This is a genomic window from Amorphus sp. 3PC139-8 (assembly GCF_040750475.1).
In the GTDB taxonomy this organism is placed as follows: Bacteria; Pseudomonadota; Alphaproteobacteria; order Rhizobiales; family Amorphaceae; genus Amorphus.
This window is the reverse complement of sequence record NZ_JABJVY010000020.1, coordinates 88,634-107,241: the sequence shown is the minus strand read 5'-3', so window position 1 is coordinate 107,241 and position 18,608 is coordinate 88,634. Positions and strand designations below refer to the sequence as shown.

Annotated in this window: 18 protein-coding genes and 1 tRNA gene; 9 read left to right on the top strand and 10 right to left on the bottom strand. The window is 64.8% G+C overall.

Going from position 1 to position 18,608, the window contains the following annotated elements:
* Nucleotides 1-178: 178 nt before the first annotated feature.
* Nucleotides 179-970, bottom strand: coding sequence for an AraC family transcriptional regulator (locus HNS03_RS17950; RefSeq protein WP_367197288.1), 792 nt, complete (start codon nucleotides 968-970; stop codon nucleotides 179-181).
* Nucleotides 971-1,053: 83 nt separating this feature from the next.
* Here HNS03_RS17950 and HNS03_RS17945 point away from each other — a divergent pair, with 83 nt between their 5' ends.
* Nucleotides 1,054-1,647: a LysE family translocator gene (locus HNS03_RS17945; protein WP_367197287.1), complete on the top strand. Its 594-nt coding sequence runs from the start codon at nucleotides 1,054-1,056 to the stop codon at nucleotides 1,645-1,647.
* Between the two features lie 87 nt (nucleotides 1,648-1,734).
* Here the strand turns inward: HNS03_RS17945 and HNS03_RS17940 are convergent, their stop codons facing one another.
* Nucleotides 1,735-4,671 carry an ATP-binding protein gene (locus tag HNS03_RS17940; protein WP_367197286.1) on the bottom strand — a complete coding sequence of 979 codons (2,937 nt, stop codon included), beginning with the start codon at nucleotides 4,669-4,671 and terminating at the stop codon, nucleotides 1,735-1,737.
* Nucleotides 4,672-5,001: 330 nt separating this feature from the next.
* Here HNS03_RS17940 and HNS03_RS17935 point away from each other — a divergent pair, with 330 nt between their 5' ends.
* From HNS03_RS17935 to HNS03_RS17925, 3 genes are all read left to right on the top strand, one after another.
* Nucleotides 5,002-5,391 carry a phasin family protein gene (locus HNS03_RS17935; RefSeq protein WP_367197285.1) on the top strand — a complete coding sequence of 130 codons (390 nt, stop codon included), beginning with the start codon at nucleotides 5,002-5,004 and terminating at the stop codon, nucleotides 5,389-5,391.
* A gap of 537 nt (nucleotides 5,392-5,928) precedes the next feature.
* Complete coding sequence (locus HNS03_RS17930; protein WP_367197284.1) at nucleotides 5,929-6,453, top strand: phasin; 525 nt, start codon at nucleotides 5,929-5,931, stop codon at nucleotides 6,451-6,453.
* Nucleotides 6,454-6,704: 251 nt separating this feature from the next.
* Nucleotides 6,705-6,781 (top strand) — tRNA-His (locus HNS03_RS17925).
* Between the two features lie 93 nt (nucleotides 6,782-6,874).
* Here the strand turns inward: HNS03_RS17925 and HNS03_RS17920 are convergent.
* Nucleotides 6,875-7,675, bottom strand: coding sequence for an SDR family NAD(P)-dependent oxidoreductase (locus HNS03_RS17920; protein WP_367197282.1), 801 nt, complete (start codon nucleotides 7,673-7,675; stop codon nucleotides 6,875-6,877).
* A gap of 213 nt (nucleotides 7,676-7,888) precedes the next feature.
* Between HNS03_RS17920 and HNS03_RS17915 the strand changes: the two genes are divergently transcribed.
* Genes HNS03_RS17915 through HNS03_RS17895 form a run of 5 tightly spaced genes read left to right on the top strand, consistent with a single transcriptional unit; the run spans nucleotide 7,889 to nucleotide 11,556 of the window.
* The gene (locus HNS03_RS17915) at nucleotides 7,889-8,482 is read left to right on the top strand and encodes a TetR/AcrR family transcriptional regulator (protein ID WP_367197281.1); all 594 of its coding nucleotides are present in this window, start codon (nucleotides 7,889-7,891) and stop codon (nucleotides 8,480-8,482) included.
* Nucleotides 8,483-8,486: 4 nt separating this feature from the next.
* Nucleotides 8,487-9,275 (top strand): enoyl-CoA hydratase/isomerase family protein, encoded by a 789-nt coding sequence (locus tag HNS03_RS17910; protein WP_367197280.1) that lies wholly within the window; start codon nucleotides 8,487-8,489, stop codon nucleotides 9,273-9,275.
* 27 nt (nucleotides 9,276-9,302) lie between these two features.
* Complete coding sequence (locus HNS03_RS17905) at nucleotides 9,303-10,817, top strand: AMP-binding protein (protein ID WP_367197279.1); 1,515 nt, start codon at nucleotides 9,303-9,305, stop codon at nucleotides 10,815-10,817.
* A complete protein-coding gene (locus HNS03_RS17900) occupies nucleotides 10,814-11,194 on the top strand; it encodes a MaoC family dehydratase (protein ID WP_367197277.1) in 381 nt (126 codons plus the stop codon). Before HNS03_RS17905 ends, HNS03_RS17900 begins: the two co-directional genes overlap by 4 nt.
* Complete coding sequence (locus tag HNS03_RS17895; protein WP_367197275.1) at nucleotides 11,191-11,556, top strand: phosphate acetyltransferase; 366 nt, start codon at nucleotides 11,191-11,193, stop codon at nucleotides 11,554-11,556. The genes HNS03_RS17900 and HNS03_RS17895 overlap by 4 nt, the downstream gene beginning before the upstream one ends.
* Here the strand turns inward: HNS03_RS17895 and HNS03_RS17890 are convergent, their stop codons facing one another.
* The 7 genes from HNS03_RS17890 to HNS03_RS17860 form a co-directional block, all read right to left on the bottom strand.
* Entirely contained in the window at nucleotides 11,557-12,363 is an 807-nt protein-coding gene (locus HNS03_RS17890; RefSeq protein WP_367197274.1) for an alpha/beta fold hydrolase, read from the bottom strand.
* Nucleotides 12,360-13,421: a branched-chain amino acid ABC transporter permease gene (locus tag HNS03_RS17885; RefSeq protein WP_367197272.1), complete on the bottom strand. Its 1,062-nt coding sequence runs from the start codon at nucleotides 13,419-13,421 to the stop codon at nucleotides 12,360-12,362. The genes HNS03_RS17890 and HNS03_RS17885 overlap by 4 nt, the downstream gene beginning before the upstream one ends.
* 10 nt (nucleotides 13,422-13,431) lie before the next feature.
* Nucleotides 13,432-14,460, bottom strand: coding sequence for a branched-chain amino acid ABC transporter permease (locus HNS03_RS17880; RefSeq protein WP_367197270.1), 1,029 nt, complete (start codon nucleotides 14,458-14,460; stop codon nucleotides 13,432-13,434).
* Nucleotides 14,457-15,182 (bottom strand): ABC transporter ATP-binding protein, encoded by a 726-nt coding sequence (locus HNS03_RS17875; RefSeq protein WP_367197268.1) that lies wholly within the window; start codon nucleotides 15,180-15,182, stop codon nucleotides 14,457-14,459. Before HNS03_RS17875 ends, HNS03_RS17880 begins: the two co-directional genes overlap by 4 nt.
* Nucleotides 15,175-15,942 (bottom strand): ABC transporter ATP-binding protein, encoded by a 768-nt coding sequence (locus tag HNS03_RS17870; protein ID WP_367197267.1) that lies wholly within the window; start codon nucleotides 15,940-15,942, stop codon nucleotides 15,175-15,177. The genes HNS03_RS17875 and HNS03_RS17870 overlap by 8 nt, the downstream gene beginning before the upstream one ends.
* Before the next feature lie 159 nt (nucleotides 15,943-16,101).
* On the bottom strand, nucleotides 16,102-17,289 hold the full coding sequence (locus tag HNS03_RS17865; protein ID WP_367197265.1) for a substrate-binding domain-containing protein: 1,188 nt from the start codon (nucleotides 17,287-17,289) through the stop codon (nucleotides 16,102-16,104).
* A 386-nt stretch (nucleotides 17,290-17,675) separates the two neighbouring features.
* Nucleotides 17,676-18,566, bottom strand: coding sequence for a LysR family transcriptional regulator (locus HNS03_RS17860; protein ID WP_367197264.1), 891 nt, complete (start codon nucleotides 18,564-18,566; stop codon nucleotides 17,676-17,678).
* Nucleotides 18,567-18,608 lie beyond the last annotated feature (42 nt).

Here is an 18,608-nt window from a genome sequence, read left to right as displayed (position 1 = left end):
AGGGCCAAACTCATCCTCGGTCGCGTCACGACAGACACGACCCGCGGAGTGACGGCCGCCTGACCGCGTCGGGAGGCGTCGCCACGCCTTCCGACGCTCAAGCAAACCACAAATCAAACACACAAGCGGAGTTGGGGGGAACGACCGAGTAAAATTGGCGAACGCGGCGGCCGGCCGATCAGCCGGCCAGCATCCGTCGCCAACGGCCCGGCGCGAGGCCATAGGTCTCCTTGAACTGTCGGGTCAGGTGGCTTTGGTCGGCAAAGCCGGCGTCAACCGCCGCATTCGCAAGGCTCGCGCCGGAGCGGATCAAGGCGCGGGCTCGGTCGAGCCGGCGCATCTTGGCGTAGCGGTAGGGGCTGACGCCGTGCACGGCGCGGAACTGGCGATAGAGCGACCAGCGATCGTGACCGCTCGTTTGTTCCAGTGCTTCGATCCCGAGATCGGAAGTCACGGCCGCGTCGATCAGGGCGGCCACCCGGTCCATGGCGGGTTTGTCGATGAAGGTGGGGGACCCGGGCGGGTCGTCGGACACGGCAGCCAGGGCATCGGCAAGGGTGGCGACAATCTCGGTGGCCCGCATCTCGCCAATTTCGCTGTCGAATTCGGTCATGGCCGATTGCATCGCCTGGACCAGCCGGGGATCGCCACTCACCGGTTCGGCTAGGAACGGCAGCGCGCCACCGAGTGCCTCCGCAATTCGCTTCGGCGAGACGTAGAGCGCGCAATAGGCCAGTCCCGCCTCCGTGCCGGGATGGCCGTCGTGCAGCTCGTCGGGATGGAGCACGAACACCTTGCCGGAGACCGAGGCACGCGCCGCGCCGCGATAACGAAATGCCTGGATGCCGGTCAGCGTCATCCCCAGCGCGTAGGTGTCGTGGCGGTGCGGCGAATAGGCCTCTTCGGCGAGCACGATCTTGGCGCGCTCCAGCCCTTCGCTCCCGCCGCCATAGCGCACCTGGTCTTTCATCGAAGCTGCCTTGGCTCCAGGATCGTTCAAGAACGGGCCGCCCCCAAGCGCTAACTTCGCCTTCCAGAGATTGGAGGCGTGTCATGCTCGAAGCGGTTCTGGTGGTAATTTCGGTTGCTTTGCCGCTGATGGGAAGCCCGGGACCGGCGACCCTGTCGTCGGCGGCCGTGGGATCGGCGTTCGGGGTGCGCGCCGGCATTCCCTACGTGGCCGGAATTTGCCTCGGCACGTCCACTGTCGTCGCGATCGTCGCCTCGGGCGTGACCGGCATCGTGTTCGCCGTGCCCGGTCTCCTGCCGGTGCTGACGATCGCGGCCGCCGCCTACATTCTCTATCTGGCCTGGAAGATCGCGACCGCGCCGGTCGCCGTGGCGCGCGACGCCGGCAGGCGGGCGCCGTCGTTCCTGCCGGGTTATCTGCTGGCGATCGCAAACCCCAAGGCCTACGCAGCGTTCGGGGCAATCTACGCGTCGACTGCCACGCTCGGCGATGGCACAGGCGCTTATGTTGCGCTGCGCGTCGGCCTCGTCATTGCGTTGGTCTTCTTCGTGAATCCTGCTTGGCTGCTTTTGGGCTCCGCCTTTACGCGCGTGCTGGCTTCGCCGCGATGGGGACGGATCGTGAATGTCGTGTTCGCGGCCCTTTTGGTCGCGTCGATGGCGGCAATTTTTATCTGACCGGACGAAGACCCCTGCCGTGTGGCGCACATTCGTTTCGACGCATTTCCTGACGGCCAACCGGTTCCCACTTGGCCTGGAAATGCTTTAGGCCGCCAGCACCCGAGGAGCCGGGAAGGTGATGTCGACCACCGTGCCGCGGTTCGGTTCCGAGCGGATCTTGAAATCGGCGCGATTGGCTTCGGCGAGCGCCTTGGTCAGCGGCAGGCCGAGCCCTGTGCCGTTCTTCGGCGATTTGCCGACCCGTCGGAACGGCTCCATGGCGGCGGCGAGATCGTCCTCCGACATGCCGATGCCGTTGTCGCTCACCCGCAGGATCACCGCGCCGGTTTCGTCCTGGAAGGTGGAAAGCGAGACCACCCCGCCGGTACGATTGAACTTGATGGCGTTGGACAGAAGATTGAGCGTGATCTGCCGGAGCGACCGGGTGTCGGCGAGAATGCGCGGCAGGTTCTCCTGCAGCCGGCTGCGGATTTCCACCCGGTCCGATTCGGCCTGGGGCTCCATCAGGTTGGTGCAGTCGCGGGCGATCTCGTTCATGGCCACCGGCTCGAACGACAGGTCCAGCTTGCCGGCCTCGATCTTGGAGAGATCCAGGAGATCGTTCACCAGGCTCAAAATGTGCTGGCCGGAGATGGAGATGTCGCGCAGATAGTCCCGGTAGCGCTCGTTGCCGAGGGGCCCGAGCTTTTCCGCCAGCATCACGTCGGTGAAGCCGAGAATCGCATTGAGCGGCGTGCGGATCTCGTGGCTGATCCGGGCCAGCATGTCGGATTTCTGGGCATTGGCGGTTTCCGCGGCTCGGGTCGCCTCGGAGAATTGCGCCTCGGCCGATTTCCAACGCGCGACGTCGCGCATGACTGCGCAGAGGCGCGGGCCGTTGCCGACCAGCCCGATGGAGAGCGCCAGTGGGATCGGGCCCTGGTTAGGACGCAGCCCGATCACCTCGTCGGCAAGGCGCGGTCGGGTTGGATCGCTGCCCGTGGCGATCTGTTCGAGAAGGTCGTCGACAATCTCACCGCTGTCGCCGTCCAACAGGTCTTCCAGACGCATGCCGCGGAAGGCTGTGGTCGGACGTCGGAAGATCGCTTCCGCGCCGTGATTCGCTAACACCACTGTGCCGTCGGGGTCGATTACGAACACCGCATCGGGAATGGCGTTGAGCACGCCGGTCAGTTGCGGAGCGACATCCTCCGGCGCAGCCGGCGGGCGGCTGCTGCTGTCTTGGGAGCGCTCGTCGTCGCGATCCTCGCTCATTCGGGCCTCCTCGCCGCGATGGTCGGCGGGAAGTGCTCTGAGGATGACCAGAAGCGCGCGCTCCTCGCCCCAGGGCACGGTATGAAGCCGCACCTCCGCCGGGATCGTCGTCCCGTCCGCCTGTTTCAGAAGGATTGCGTTGTCCGCGGCCCCGGATGGGGAGGGCGTGTTCGCAAACAGCGCCGCAACGCCTCCGGCCTTCGCCAGCGCATCGGCATTCGGGTAGCCGAGCAGGGAGAGGGCAGCGGCATTGACATGCACCAGCCGGTCGCGTTGCGACACCACCAGGGCAAGCGGCAGCCGGTCCAGAATGCGGGTATCGGGTTGCGACGCAACGGTGGCGAATGCCGACGGCATCGGGCCGGGCCGCGCTTCGAACCGTGCCGGGCGGACGATGGATGCGGGTTTTGGCGCAGGCGCTGGCTGCTCCGCAGGCTCGGAAGGCGTTGGCGGGGTCTCGTCGCCTTCGAAGCGGGCGCCAAGCGCGGCCGCGATCATCCGGAAGGCTTCCCGCTCGGGTCGCGAAAGATGCGTCGTCGGTTGCGGCTCGGCCGGCTCATGGCGGTGCAAGCGAACCACATTCGAAGGCGAGGCGGCAAGAACCGGCTCGGTTTCGGCAACGTTCTCTTGGCTCGTTGCGGCGACCGCTTCGTCGTCGGGTGCGGGCGCGGAGCGCTCGAGCCCGGCGGAGGGGGGCGATTCTGCCGGTGCGACGCTGGTGTCGACTTCGCCAAGGCGGATCAGCCCGAACCCGCGAAAACCGACGAACCGGCGTTCGGCGTCCTGGATCGCCAAGCCTGCGACATCCACCGGGACGCGGCCGCCGGCGGCGGAGGTTGGCCAGAAGATGGTGGTTCCGCTCCAGGCGACCCGGTCCGACAGCGCCGCCATTAGCGTGCCGTCGGGATCGAAGGCGAGGCTGCGCGCCAACTCCTGCCAGGAGCGGCCGAGGATCGCATCGCTAGAGCCGAGTGCCTGGGCGAATTCCGGAGAGAGATAGGAGATCCGGTCGTCGGCGTCCGACTGCCAGGTGAAACGAACCGGCCGCGGCCGCTGGCTGGCGTCGCCCACCACAAGTCCGGTCTTCGCCGCCTCGGTTTCGGGCACGGTGTCCGATTGTTCCGGCGCGCGATCCGTCACGGCCTTGGCGCCAAGATCGGCTGCTCGGGGTGTCCGTATCGCATCGGTCTCCTCGAGGGGAAAGGATTGTGGGGGCGGATCCGGCAGGCGCAGCGTCAGTCCCGTCGCTCCGATGGGCACCCGGCGAGCTCCCGGCCGCGAATCGCGCAACCCGCGATCCCCAGCAACGAGCGTTCCGTCCGCGTTGACGATGGTCGCGTGCGAACCGCCGACAAATTCGGCGAAGGCAGCCAGGGGGCGGGCCTCGCGCTCGTCGTCTGGTGCAGGCGCCACCACGAGCACGCGCGCATACGGGCGAAGCTCCCCGGTGGAGATGGCGCGCACACGGCAATCGAGCACGATGGGCGAGAGGCCGTCGCGAATGCGACAGAGGGCGGTGCGCTCCCCACTGATGTGGGGACGGATTTGCTGGGCGAGATCGTGGGCAATCGTCCGGGCTCGTGACGCCATGCCGGCACCGAACTCGTACACGGACGACAGACCGCATAGGCGGGCGCCGGCGGCATTGGCCCAGACCATCTCGGCGCGCGCAAGCGAGACGACGAACGCCGGACGCACGTCCCCCACCGCATTCCCGACTTCGGGATGCGCGCACAATGTCAGGAAGGTCTCGTACGCGTCGTCCATCTTCGACCGGACCGGTTTGACCGGTGCCTTCTGCAACTGTCTCGTCCCGAACAGCCAATAAAAGCGCGGTTTTGGGCTAATTTCGCGTTAATACAAGGGCATAGCGCCAGGGTCCACAAAGGCGACCTCGGTCGGCGGCATCGATCGCTTTGAGGGTTAACGCGCGCGGTCGCGTTATTGCGGCGCAGCAACGTTCGTGCAAAGGTAGCATCGGTTCCGACTGGAACGAACCGGCGACCCCGGGCATATTCTTATTGGCTTCATATTGATGTGAGCTTTTACCCGGGTGCAGTTGACCCGCGCGGACCGTGTACGAGGGAGGTGTCCCCGATGAGTGACAAGCCGAACAATCAGTTCGAAATTCCCGACCAGCTTCGGACTTACGCCGAACAGAGCGTGACGCAGGCGCGCAAGGCGCTGGAAGATTTCATGCGGGTTGCCCAGACCACCGTGACGTCCGTCGAGGGCTCCACCCAGCAAATGCAGGCCGGTGCCGCCGACCTCAATAAGAAGATGCTCTCCTACGCGGAGGAGAACATCTCCGCCGCCTTCGATTTCGCCGAAAAGATGGCGAAAGCCAAGGACATGGACGAGATCGTGAAGCTCCAGTCGGAGTTCATGACCAATCGCATGTCGGCCTTTGGCGAGCAGACGCGCGAAATCGGTGACAGCGCCGCCAAGACGGCGAGCGACGTCGGCAAGAAGGCCGCCAACAGCTAATTCTCCCGAACGATCGACCGACGACGAGGAGCAGCATGGCTCTTCCTTGCCGGTTCGAGCGCGGCTTTCGCCTTTTTAGAAAGAGGCAAGGTGCGCGAAAGAATGCCAAAGCGCGACACTTTTCCTCGCGCTCCGGCACGATATCCGAGCCTGGACAAAATGTCGCAATCAAGTGGTTTCGAGGCGTATGGGTCCCGAAGCCACCAAGCGGGATCGCTTCCTGTAATTTCTAGCGGGAGGGCATGTGGAGACGGAATCTCCACTCCCAAACCTGCTCTCGAATTTGCGAATTTTCATCGGCGCGTCGGAGGGTAGTCGGCGCGCACAGGTGCCCTTGTCCTGCGATTTTGCTGCAGTGCAAAAAAGTTGTTGCAACGCACAAGGCATGCCCCTATATGGGAAGTGTCGCCCAATGGGGCTGATAGGCGGGACCATTTTGAGTTGCGGAGTTGGGCCAGTTCGACCCGTCCCGCCCGTGCACTCAATCGCGCGACTCGACGAACGGGTCGGCGCGCAGATTGAAAGGATATTGTCGAGATGACCGAGACAACGGAATCGAACGAGGCCGTAGATCCGGTGAAGGAAGCGGCCAAGGCTGCTGACGAGGCGGTTGCAGCGGCGCCGAGCAACGTCACTCCGTTCCCGGGCTTCGGAAACCAGAAGCTCGAGATCCCCGACACGGTCCGCGAGATGGCGGAACAGCACATCGATCGGGCCCGCAAGTCTTATGAAACGTTTAAGAACGCGGCTGAGGAGGCCACTGATATGATGGAAGATGCTTACGAGAACGCCCGCAAAGGCTTCGTCGACCTGAACCTCAAGGCGATCGACAACGCCAAGGCCAACAGCGACCGTGCTTTCGCCTTCGCGAAGGAGTTCGTTTCGGCCAAGTCGATGTCCGAGGCTGTCGAGCTGCAGACCAAGTTCGCTCGCGAGCAGTTCGAGTCCGTCTCCGGTCAGATGAAGGAGATGCAGGAGCTCGCCACGAAGATCGCGTCCGAGAGCTCGGCTCCGATGAAGGAAGCCTGGGAGAAGACCCAGGAGAAGATGAAGGTCGCGTAACGCGTCCTTCCCTTCGAGAGATTTATGAGAGAGCGCGCCAGGACCGCCTGGCGCGCTCTTTCCATTTGGTGCCCTTGAAGCCGAAATTCGACGCGGCCACATCGCCGTTTCGGTCAGTTGGCGAGCGACCAACATCCGTCCTGCGAGGGTGGCAATATCCCGTCCACAGGCGATCGCGAAAGCCGTGGAGGACGCAGTGCAACACGCCTTGCCAAATGCGTCCGTTGAAACTAGGGTGCCGCTCCACTCAAGCCGCCTTAGCTCAGTTGGTTAGAGCGCTGGATTGTGGATCCAGAGGTCCCCCGTTCAAGCCGGGGAGGCGGTACCATCCTATTTCCTCACAATTCGACGATGGCCCGGTGGGGCCAAAGCGCGTGGATGGCGCGGTCCAGGCCATGATGCGGCGGGTGGTCTCTCGGCGTCAGGTCCGCACGCTGAAGCGGCTCGCCCGATTGACCACCTCGCTGATGGCATTGCGGGCGAATGCCGCGGGACCAAACGCAACCTTCGACATGGGATCGATCACCAGCGTGCGCTGCCGCCCGATGGCGCGATAGGTCGCTTCGACCACGCGTTCCGGCGCGATCGCTCCGGGCAGATAGGGCCGTTGGTAGCCGGCATGGGTTCCGAATTCGGTCTTGACCGGTCCGGGGCAGACCGTGAGTACGTCGATCGGCTCGCCGGCAAGTTCCGCCGCAATGGCTTCCCCGAAGGACAGCACGAAGGCCTTGCTGGCGGCATAGGTCGCAAAGCCCGGCACGGGCACGAACGCCGTTCCGGAAGCGACGTTGACGAGGCCCGCCCGTCCGCCTTTGCCGTCCGCCTCGGCGATCAATGTCGGCACCAGCGCATGGGTGAGCGTGAGAAGGGCGGAAATGTTGACGTCGACCACCGCCTGATGGCGCTCGACGGGGACATCGAGAAAATTGCCGAATGTGCCGAGTCCGGCATTGTTGACGAGAAGGTCGATGCCGTCTGCTTCGGCCGCGTTGATGACAGCCTGGCGCCCCTCCGGCGTGGCAAGGTCCGCCACTACGGTGTCGACGCGCTGCCCTTTACCCCGTAAGGCCCCGGCGGTTTCGGCAAGCGCCTCGCCGTTCCGTCCGGTCAGGAGCAAGTCCGTCGAGGGCGACAGGCCTTCCGCAAAGGCTCGTCCAAGCCCGCGGGATGCGCCGGTGATCAGCGCGCGCTGGAACGCCGTGTTGCCTCGGCAGGACATCATGCTCGTCTCCCTCCGGAACGGGATTGGTTGCGGTTCTGGATTCGTAATTTAGGGCGGGGAACCGCTTGTGGCGACGCCGGCGCCGATCCGCCATTGGGCGGCACGACCCGATTCCGCTTGGGCGAAGCCTGGCTCGCACCCTTGTCGCCGCTGGCTTCGACCGCTAACATGAGCCATGAATCATGTTTCATGTTTGACGGGTAACAACGGATCATGGCGGCGCGGCCCCAACCCAAGACACCTCGCGGCGAGGCGACGCGCCGGGCCATTCTCGACGCCGCGGAAAAGGTGATCGGAACGGCCGGCTACAACGACGCTTCGATCGCGGAAATCACCAGGGTCGCCGGCGTCGCTCAGGGCACGTTCTATATCTACTTCAAAGGCAAGGAGGAGGTGTTCCGCGCGCTGGTGCTTTCCATGGGGCGGCATCTGCGCGGCGCCATCTCCGACGCGATCGAGGCGAGCCCGGATCGGATCGCTGCCGAGCGCGAAGGGTTGCGCGCCTTTCTGACCTTCGTTGCTTCCCATCCGGAGCTCTACCGGATCGTGCAGGAAGCCTTGTTCGTCGATCCGGATGCCTATCGCACCTACTTCCAAACCTTTGCCGATGCCTACCGAGAAGGCCTGGAGCAGGCCGCGGCGGCCGGCGATATCCGCTCCGGCGACGCCGAGGTGCGCGCCTGGGCCCTGATGGGCATGGCGAAAACGCTGGGCGAGCGTGCCGTGGTCTGGGGCGACAAGCGTCCGATCGACGAGGTGGTCGAGGCTGCTCACGATCTGATCGTCAACGGACTCGGTCGGAGCTGACGTCATGGCGCTGGTGCGGTCGGAAGTGCGAAATGGAGCGACGGTCCTCACGCTGGATCGGTCCAAACGCCACAATGCGCTCGTCCCGGAGCTGCTGGACGAACTGCGCGCAGCCATCGCCGAGGCCAGTGCCGCGGAACCGACCGCGCTGGTGCTGACCGGGGCGGGGCCGAGCTTTTCCACCGGCGGCGATGTCGGCGGCTTCCTCAAGGCGGCTTCTTCGCCGGAGGCGCTCGACAGCTACGCCTACCGCACCGTTTCCGCCCTGCATGCCACGATCCTGGACCTGCTTGCATTGCCCTGTCCGGTGATTGCCAAGGTCAATGGCCCGGTGACCGGGGGATCTGTCGGGTTGGTGCTCGCCGCCGACCTGGTCGCGATGGCGGAAACCGCGTTCATCCAGCCTTATTACTCCGAAGTGGGATTTTCGCCGGATGGCGGCTGGACGGCGCTGTTGCCGGAGCGGATCGGGACCGCGGAGGCGCTTGCGATGCAGGTTCTCAATCGACGGATTTCGGCGCAGGAGGCGCGCGACCTCCGACTTGTGACGACCGTCACATCCGCCGCGGATCTGGATGGCCTCGTCGAGACGTGGCTCGCCCAAATCGCCCAAAAGTCGCGGGCGTCGCTCGCCGCCACTCGTCGGCTGGTGTGGAGCGGCGAACGGGTCGCGCGCGTGGCCGTAGGGCTCGATGCGGAGTTGCACTCTTTCCTGGCGGAGATCGGTACGGACGAGACCCGGGCGGGCATGGTGCGGTTCGTCACCAAAGCGCGAAAACAAGCCGCTCAATAAGAAGCGCCACTGTCTATGGGGGAGGTCATGGACACCATCACCGACATGTCCGCCAAGCGGGCGGAGCTGATGCCGGACCGGCCGGCCTTCGTGGACGGCGTGCGCGGAACGCTCACCTTCGCCGACGTCGACGAGCGTGCCAACCGGCTGGCCGAGGCCTTGCGTGGTCTCGGCTTGAACCCCGGCGACCGGATTGCGGTGCTCTGCCTCAACCGGACGGACTTTTTCGTCCTCCTGTTTGCATCCCTGAAGGCGGAGCTGGTGCTGGTCCCGTTGAATTGGCGTCAGCCGCCGGCGGAGCTCGGCCCCATTCTCGCCCGCTCCGGCGCGAAGTACCTTATCCACGATCGCGCCTTTGCCGAGGCTGCCACGGAAATCGCCGAGGCAGGAGGCGTCGCGCGGATTGGGATGGACCCCGACCTCGACGCCGCCCACGACCTGGAGGCGCTGATCGCCGCTGCCTCTGGCAAGCCGTGCGGTCCCGGTCGGCGTGGCTCCGACGAGGTCTGGTATCTCTTGTTCACCTCCGGCACGACAGGCGAACCGAAGGCGGTAATCTACACCTTCGCCATGGCCTGGGCGAACGCCATCAACTACGGCCAAGCGTCCGACCTCACCTCGCGCGACGTGACGGTGAACTATCTACCGCTGTTCCATACCGCCGGTATCAATCTGCCGACGCTGCCGGTCTTTCTGGCTGGCGGGCTCAGCCACGTGCTGCCGAAGTTCGAGCCCGACGCGGTGCTCGACTTGATCGAGCGCGGCGAACTGACCCATTTCTTCGCCGTCCCGGCGGTCTATCAGGCGCTATCGCTGTCGGAGCGGTTCGCGACACTGTCGGCGCAGAGCGTCGGCTTCTGGGGCTGCGGCGGCGCGCCCCTGTCGGCTGCGCTGATTGCCCGCTTCGCCGAGCGCGGGATCGTGGTCTGCAACGGCATGGGCATGACGGAGACCGGCCCAACGGTGTTCCTGATGGATCGGGCGCACGCAGCGGAGAAGATCGGCTCGGTCGGAAAGGCGCAGATCCTGGCGGAGGTCCGTATCGTGGGCGACGACGACGCGGCGATCATTGGCGAAGGGGAGGGCGAGCTGCAAGTGCGCGGTCCCGGCGTCACGCCCGGCTATTTCGAGAACGACCAGGCAACGGCCAATGCCTTCACCGCCGACGGTTGGCTCAAAAGCGGCGATGTCGCCCGGCGCGATGGCGACGGCTACTTCTACATCGTCGACCGGATCAAGGACATGTACATCTCCGGCGGCGAGAACGTCTATCCGGCGGAGGTCGAGCGGGTGCTTGCCGCCCACGAAGGCGTGCTGGAGGCGATCGTCGTTGGCGTTCCCGATGAAAAATGGGGCGAGGTCGGCCATGCCTTCCTCCTGCCGCGCCCGGGCCAGACCGTCGAGCCCGACGCGCTTCGAGCGTGGTGCCGAGAGCGGCTCGCCGCCTACAAGGTGCCCAAGCATGTGAGCGTGGTCGCCGATTTCCCCCGCACGGCGGCAGGCAAGGTTCAAAAGCACGTTTTGAAAAAGGAACAGGCATGAGCGCGACCGAGACCGGTGCGATCGAAGCGCAGTGGACGCCGACGCAGGCGGAGTTCGATTTGTTCGCCAAGCTGTCCGGCGACGACAATCCGATCCATGTCGATCCGGAATTTTCGGCGCGCACCCGGTTCGGCCGCACCGTCTCCCACGGCATGCTGATCTATTCGCGGGTGTGGGCGCTGATCCGCACGGGCTGGCCGCAAGCCGGCCACGCCGCCCAGACGATGATGTTTCCGAACCCGGCCTATGCCGGCGAGCCGCTGACGATCCGCATCGCGCCGGACGCTGACGGCACGCTCCAGATCGCGGTGGCGCGCAAGGCGGACGGCGAGATCGTGTTTCAGGGAAGCTGCACGCTTGAGGAGGCAGCACGATGATCGAGGTCGGGCAACGCACCGAGATCCGCCGGCGCTACGATAAGCACGATGCCGCCACCTTCGCCGAGCTGTCCGGGCAGGAGGGGCTTCAAATCGAGGCAGTTCCCGAGCCGCTGATCGGGGCGCTGTTTTCCTATCTGCTTGGTGTGAAGCTGCCCGGTTTCGGCACCAACTACCTGAAGCAGGAGATGACCTTTCTGCGGCCCGCGCCGTTCGATGAGGACCTGACGGCCTCGGTGGAGGTCACGCGGATCCGAACCGACAAGGATCTGGTCGATCTCGCCACCGTCTGCCGTACTGCCTCCGGCGACGAGATCTGCACCGGCCGGGCGTTGGTACTCGTCAAGGATGTGGGAGCGTGATCAAACTCTCGCTGCGAAATCGCCCAGGAGCCGAATGAAGGCCTCCGGCTCTTCCAGGTGCGGCGAGTGGCCGGACTGCTTGAAGATCTCCAACTCGGCGCGGGGAAACTGCGCGACTTGATGTCTGCCGACGGCGAGATCGTAGATCCGGCTCTTCGCGCCGTGGATCAGCAAGACCGGCAAATCGAGGGTCGGCTGTAGCGCCCGAAAATCCTGCTGGGCGAGCGAGTCCCACATCGCCACCATCGCTTCCGGGTCGTTGGCGCGGACATCGTCCAGAAGGGCTGCCGTCTTGGCATCGGTGGGGGAGACGCCATCGGCGAACATGTTCTGGGTCAGCGCGCCGGCATAGGTCGTCCAATCCGTGCGCATCAGCCGCTGCGCAAGTCGGTTGCGACCTTCGTCGAAGCCGCCGGAAATCCCAAGCGTCCAGCTCCCATCGTTGACGATCTTAGGCGTCATGTCGAGGGACGCGAGCGCGGAGATGCGCGCACGGCCGTGACGTTCGATCACGGCGTAGGCGACATGGACCCCCATCGACCAGCCGACCAGAACGACGTTGGAGAGGTCGCGTTCCGCTAGCAGCGCAGCGCAAGCATCCGCCGCCGCCTCGATCGAGAGCGCGGGGCCGTCGGTTCCCGTCAGCCCATGGCCCGGCAGATCCGGCGCCAGGCAGTGGAAGCGGTCGGCCAGGCCGGCATTTGCATCGGCAAAGAAGCCGCCATGGCAGCTCCAGCCGTGCAGGAACAAGATCGGCCGGCCGGCGCCGGTTTCGCGCACATGAAGCCCACCGGTGCTTTCCGTCACGCCGAGCGGCCTCTGAGCCGGCCGACGATCCCGGTGGGGAAGAAATAGACCGACAGCACGAACAGGACGCCGAGCCAGAGCAGCCAGCGGCCGGGATCGATCAGATGGGGCAGGAGCGGGATGGATGAGGTCGCTTCGGAGGCTGCGCCCATCAGGGTCTGCAGATAGGTCTGGGCGAGAATGAACAGCGTCGCCCCGATGACGGCGCCATACATGGTGCCCATGCCTCCAATCACGACCATGAGGAGGATGTCGATCATGATCTCGAAGGAAAGCGTGGTCGCCGGCCCCGTGTAGCGCAGCCAGACCGCGATCAAAACCCCCGCCAGAGCCGCCATTGCCGCCGACAGCACGGTCGCGGCCGTCCGGTAGACGACGACGCGGTAGCCGATGGCCTCCGCGCGGAAGGCGTTTTCGCGCACTGCCTTCAGCACCCGACCGAACGGCGAATTCACCATTCTCAGCATCACCAGGAACAGGATGAGGGCGCAGACGAACACGAAATAATAAAGCAGCAGCTTGCCATCGAGCCGGACGCCGAAGAGCCGACCGTCCATCAGCTTGGTGGCCGGCTTGAAGACGCTCGGGATAGCGTAGTTGAGGCCGTCTTCGCCGCCGGTGATCGCCGACATCTGCGACACCAGGACCGCGAACGCGCTCGCCACCGCGAGCGTCACCATGGCGAAGAAGATCGCCTTCACGCGCAGCGAAAACAGGCCGATCAGGAGCGCCAACAGCATGGCGACAAGGACCCCGCCGACGGCGCCCACCAGGATCGCGGCGAAGCTCGCTCCCATGACGGTGATGGCGAGCGCCACCCCGTAGGCTCCGATGCCGAAGAACATGGTGTGGGCGAAGGAGACGATGCCGGTATAGCCGAGCAGGAGATCGTAGCTCGCCACCAGCACGATGAAGATGCAGATGCGCGCGGCGGTCTCCACCGAGCGGGTTCCGGGAAACAGGAACGGAGCGAAGGCGAGCGCCAGGAAGATGGCGAGCACGACAATTGCAAGAATAGGGCTGCCGGGCCGGTCGCCGGAAAGGAGCTTGGAGATCATCGCCGCCGCCTCATTTCGCTTTCACGACCGGGTAGAGACCTTGGGGCCGCCACATCAAAACCGCGACCATCAGAACGATGGTCGAGACCAGCGCGAATTTGGGCATCAGGAACGCGGCATAGTTGGACAAGAGGCCAACCAGCATGGCGCCGATGAAGCAGCCGCCGACGGAGCCGAGCCCGCCGATGATCACCACGATGAAGACCAGGACCATGATCTCCGAGCCCATGTGGGCGGTGATGGTCTCCTGGTAGAGGCCCCACATCACGCCGCCGAGGCCGGCGAGCGCCGAACCGGTCATGAACACGCCGAGGAACAGCCGGCCGATCCGATAGCCAAGCGCCTCGACCATCTCGCCATTCTCCACCCCGGCGCGCACCAGAAGGCCGATCTTGGTGCGGTTCAGAACGTAGCTCATGGCGAGGAACAGGATCAGCCCGACGACGACGGCGAGCAGGCGATATTTCTCCACCAGCGCCGTGCCGAAGATGAACGAGCCCTGCAGCGCTTCCGGTCGCGAAAGGTGGATCGCGTCGGGCCCCCAGATCACGATGATGAGCTGCTGGGCGATGATCAGCCCGCCCATCGTCACCAGGATCTGCTTCAAATGGCTGCCATAGACCGGCATCACGATGGTGCGCTCGAAGGCATAGCCGAGCAGGCCGGTGACGGCCATCGAGGCGAGGATTGCCAGGAACACGGCGGTCAGGTTGATCAGGATCGAGGGATCCGAGGTCCAGCCGGCGAGCCAGGCGAGCACCGTGAAGCCGACGAAGGCACCGACGGTGACGAACGCGCCGTGGCCGAAATTGATGACGTCCATCAGCCCGAACACCAGCGTCAGGCCGGAGGCCATGATGAAGATCATCATGCCCATGGCGAGGCCGGCGACCGTCAGCGTGACCCAGGTCGGAAACGAGCCGATCGCCAGGAAGCCGACGAGCGCGAGTGCCGGCACCAGGGCCAGCGGTGCGCGCGTTTTCAGGCTTTCCGCGAGGCTCGCGCGTTCGATTTTCGGACGGATTGCCGCGTCGCTCACTGGTGTGCCTCCAGGCTCAGTCCCATCAGCCGCTCCTGCAGGCTGCGGTCGGCGGCAAGCTCGGCCATCTCGCCGGTGTGGATGATCCGCCCGTCGTCCATTACCGCGACCGTGTCGCCGACCCGGCTCGCCAGCGAGAAATTCTGCTCCACCAAAAGGATGGTGGTGTCGGTCTCTTTCAAGGCTTCCAGCGCCTTGCGCACCGACAGGATGATCGCCGGCGCGAGCCCCTTGGTCGGCTCGTCGATCAGCACCAGCCGGCGCGGCTCCACGATCGCCCGCGCGATCGACAGCATCTGCTTTTGGCCGCCCGAGAGGTTGCCGGCCGGCATGTCCCAGAAGGTCTTGAGCGGCGGAAACAGCTCGAAAATCCAGTCGAGCCGGCTGTTGTCCATGGTGCCGGCGGTGGCGGCGAGCACCATGTTCTCGCGCACGGTCAGATCGGAGAAGATGCCCATGCTTTCCGGCACGTAGGCAATCCCGAGCCGGGCAATGTCGGGGGTGGAAAGTGCGGTGATGTCGCGGCCGTCGAAGCGGACGGCGCCGGAGGACGCGTGCCACAGCCCCATGATGGTGCGCAGCGTCGTGGTCTTGCCGGCACCGTTTCGGCCCAGGAGCATCGTCACGCCGCCGGCCGGCACCTGAAACGAGACGCCCTGCAAGATGTGATATTGGTCGATGTGAGTGTGGACGCCATCCAAGGCGAGGAGCGGCTCAGACATCTTCCGCCTCCACGCCGAGATAGGCCTGCTGAACGATCGGCGAGGCGATCACCTCCGCCGGGTCGCCGTCGGCGACGAGCTGGCCGTTGTGAAGCACGATGATGCGATCGGCGAGCGAGCGGATCACGTCCATCTTGTGCTCCACCAGAAGGATCGTGCGGCTGGTGTCGGCCTTCATCTGGGTAATCAGATCCAGGATCACGGGCACCTCGTCGACGCTCATGCCGGCGGTCGGCTCATCGAACATGAGCACGTCCGGGTCGAGCGCGATCAAAAGCGCGACCTCGAGTTTGCGCTGGTTGCCGTGGGAGAGGAAGGCGACTTTCTGGTCGGCCACCGTGTCGAGCCGCACCTGGGCGAGCACATGGTCGGCCTTTTCGATCAGCTCGGTGTGGCTGTTGGCCATGGAAAAAAGATCGAAGCCGCGGTTGGCCTTCGCTTGCACCACAAGGCGCACGTTTTCGCGTACGGTCAGGTCGGGAAACAGGTTGGTGAGCTGAAACGCGCGGCCGATGCCACGCCGGGTTCGATCCGCCACGCCGAGCCGGGTGATGTCTTCGCCATTGAGGCGGACCTCGCCGCGGGTAGCGGGAAGCTGGCCGGAAATGAGGTTGAAATAGGTGGTCTTGCCGGCGCCGTTCGGGCCGACGATCGCCGTCAGCGTGCCGCGGCCGAACGCGGCGGAGACGGCATCGACAGCCACGTGACCGCCGAAGCGGATGGTGAGGTCGCGGGTCTCAAGGACCGGATGCTCGCTCATGGGCGGCCTGATCGTTCCATTCGTGATGAGCCGGTGCCGGCCGGTTGGCCGACACCGAAAGTGGAGGAGAATGCGTGAAAACGCAGGACCGGTGGTTCGAGCCGTTTTTTAGACGCAATTTCGGACGGAAAACCGGTTCCCACCTTTCCTGAAATTGCTCTAGTTGCGGACCGGGATGTCCATGTCCTCGATCTTCAGCTCGCGGACCAGGACCGGAATGCCCCACGGCACGTCGTCCTTCACGTCGATCTTGAAGTGGTACATGGACTGCAGCGCCTGGTGGTCCTCCGGACGGAACATCATGGTGCCCTTGGGCGTCTGGAACTCCATGCCCTCCATGGCCGCAATCAGTTCGTCGGTGTCGGTGGACCCGCCGGTCTTCTTGACGGCTTCCACGATCGCCATGCCGGCCGCCATGCCGCCAGCAGTGAAGAAGTCCGGCGGCTCGCCGTAGCGCGACTGGTGTTCCTTCACCAGCCAGTCGTTCACCGGGTTCTTCGGGATCTCGTAGTAGTAGTAGGTCGCGCCTTCCATGCCCGGCAGCTCCTTGTAAGCACGCATGGCCGCCAGGATGTTGCCGCCGGTGGCGATCTCGATGTCGAAGCGCTCCGGCGCCATCGCCTTGATCTTGCCGATCGGGTTGTTGCCGCCGGCCCAGATCACGAACAGGAATTTGCGGCTGTCCTCATCCTTGAGCGCGTCGAAGATGCGCTGGGCGGAAGCCGTGAAGTCCTGGGTGTCGGTCGGCACATATTCCTCGTGCACAAGCTCTGCGCCGGTGCCGTCAAGCGCCTCCTTGAAGGCGGTTACGCCGTCGCGGCCGAAGGCGTAGTCCTGGGCCAGGGTGGCGATCTTCACGTTCTCGTCGCCGAGAGCAACCGCGTTGGCGATCGCGTCCTGGGAGGAGTTGCGGGCGGTGCGGAAAATGTAGCGGTTGAAATTCTCGCCCGTGATGGAATCGGCGACCGCAGGCTCCACGATCAGCACCTTTTCATATTCCTGTGCGACCGGCAGCATGGCGAGCGCCACGCCCGACGACACCGGCCCGACCGCAATGTCGACCTCGTCGTCGCCATAGGCTTCGGCAAGTGCGGCCTTGCCGACATCGGGCTTGCCCTGGGTATCCTTTTCCAGGACTTCGATCTTGCGGCCCTCGACCTCCATGGTGCCGTCGGTGGCGTATTCGAGGCCCATCATCAGCCCGATATTGGACTGCTTGCCGTAGGCTTCCAGCGGCCCCGTCTTGCCATAGACGTGGGCGATCTTCAGCGGTTCGTCCTGTGCGAACGCGGATCCGCTCGCGCAGACCATCGCGGCCGCCATTAAGGCGGTCATTGCTCGTTTCATTGTGCTCCTCCCTGGATCGGCTTGGCGTCGACCGGTGTCGATCGAACGTCCAAAAGCTGACCGATTCTAATAACTTCGAGCGCGGCCAAGGCGGAATGCCGATCCGCTCCCTGACCGGGATCCGCTCTTAAACATCCGCTATATGACGCATGACTCATGTTTCATGTCAATGCGTCGCTAGGTCCGGAAATCCTGGCATGTGGCCACCTTCTTTGACGACAGCGGCGCGCGGGCGCTGACGCCAAAGGGTGGCATCCGGCGATGTCAATTTAGAGAAGTTTGTCGACCGGTCTGAAACCGCATGCAAGCGGGCTCACGCCGACAAGCGCGCCTCGGCGCAGAGAAGCGCAAATCGGCTCCATGCCATCGGTTCGGCGCCACTATGCCTATAGAAAAAGTTCGCGCTCGGCGGCGATCTGATCGGCGATGAAGTCGCCTACGGCGCGCACGCGCGCGGTGTCGCGCAAATCGGCGTGGACGATCAGCCAGAAGGTCCGCGTCAAGCCAATCTCGCTCGGAAGCACCTGGATCAGATCGGGATCTTCCCGCGCCATGAAGTCCGGCAGGATGCACAAACCGGCGCCGGCTTGGGTCGCGCGCATCTGGGCGATCAGGTTGGAGCTGGTCAAGCTGGGCTGACGGCCGCCGAGGGTCTCCTCGAAATAGTCGAGTTCCGGCACCACGATTAGATCCGAGATGTAGCCGATCAGCGCATGGCCGGCGAGATCCTCCCGGCTTTCGATTGCTGGATGTGCGGCAAGATAGTCGCGCGCGCCGTAAAGATGCAGCCGATAGTCGGTGAGCTTGCGGGAGACGAGCCGACCTTCGCGGGGGCGCGCGAGAGAAATGGCGATGTCCGCCTCTCGTTTCGACAGGCTGAAGACGCGTGGCATGGCCACCACCTGCAGCTCAAGCCCCGGATAAAGCCGCATCAGTTCGCCGAGGCGCGGGGCGAGGAAGAAGGCGCCGAATCCGTCGGGAGCGCCGACCCGGACGGCGCCGGAAAGCGCCAGATTTTCGCCGGAGATCCGGTTCTGCATCTCCGCCACCGAGCTTTCGATGCGCTCCGCGTAGCGCAACAGCCGCTCGCCGGCCTCCGTCAGGGCGTAGCCGCGGGGGGAACGTTCGAACAGGCGGGAATCCAGCGTGCGCTCCAAACTTCCCATGCGTCGGCTGACGGTAGCGTGGTCGACGCCGAGAAAGCGTGCCGCCGCCGTCAGGCGCCCATTGCGGGCGACCGCTAGAAAATAGCGCAGATCGTTCCAGTCGAGCTCCATAAGAGGAGGTGTTTGCGCACAATGGATGTGCAATCAAGCCCA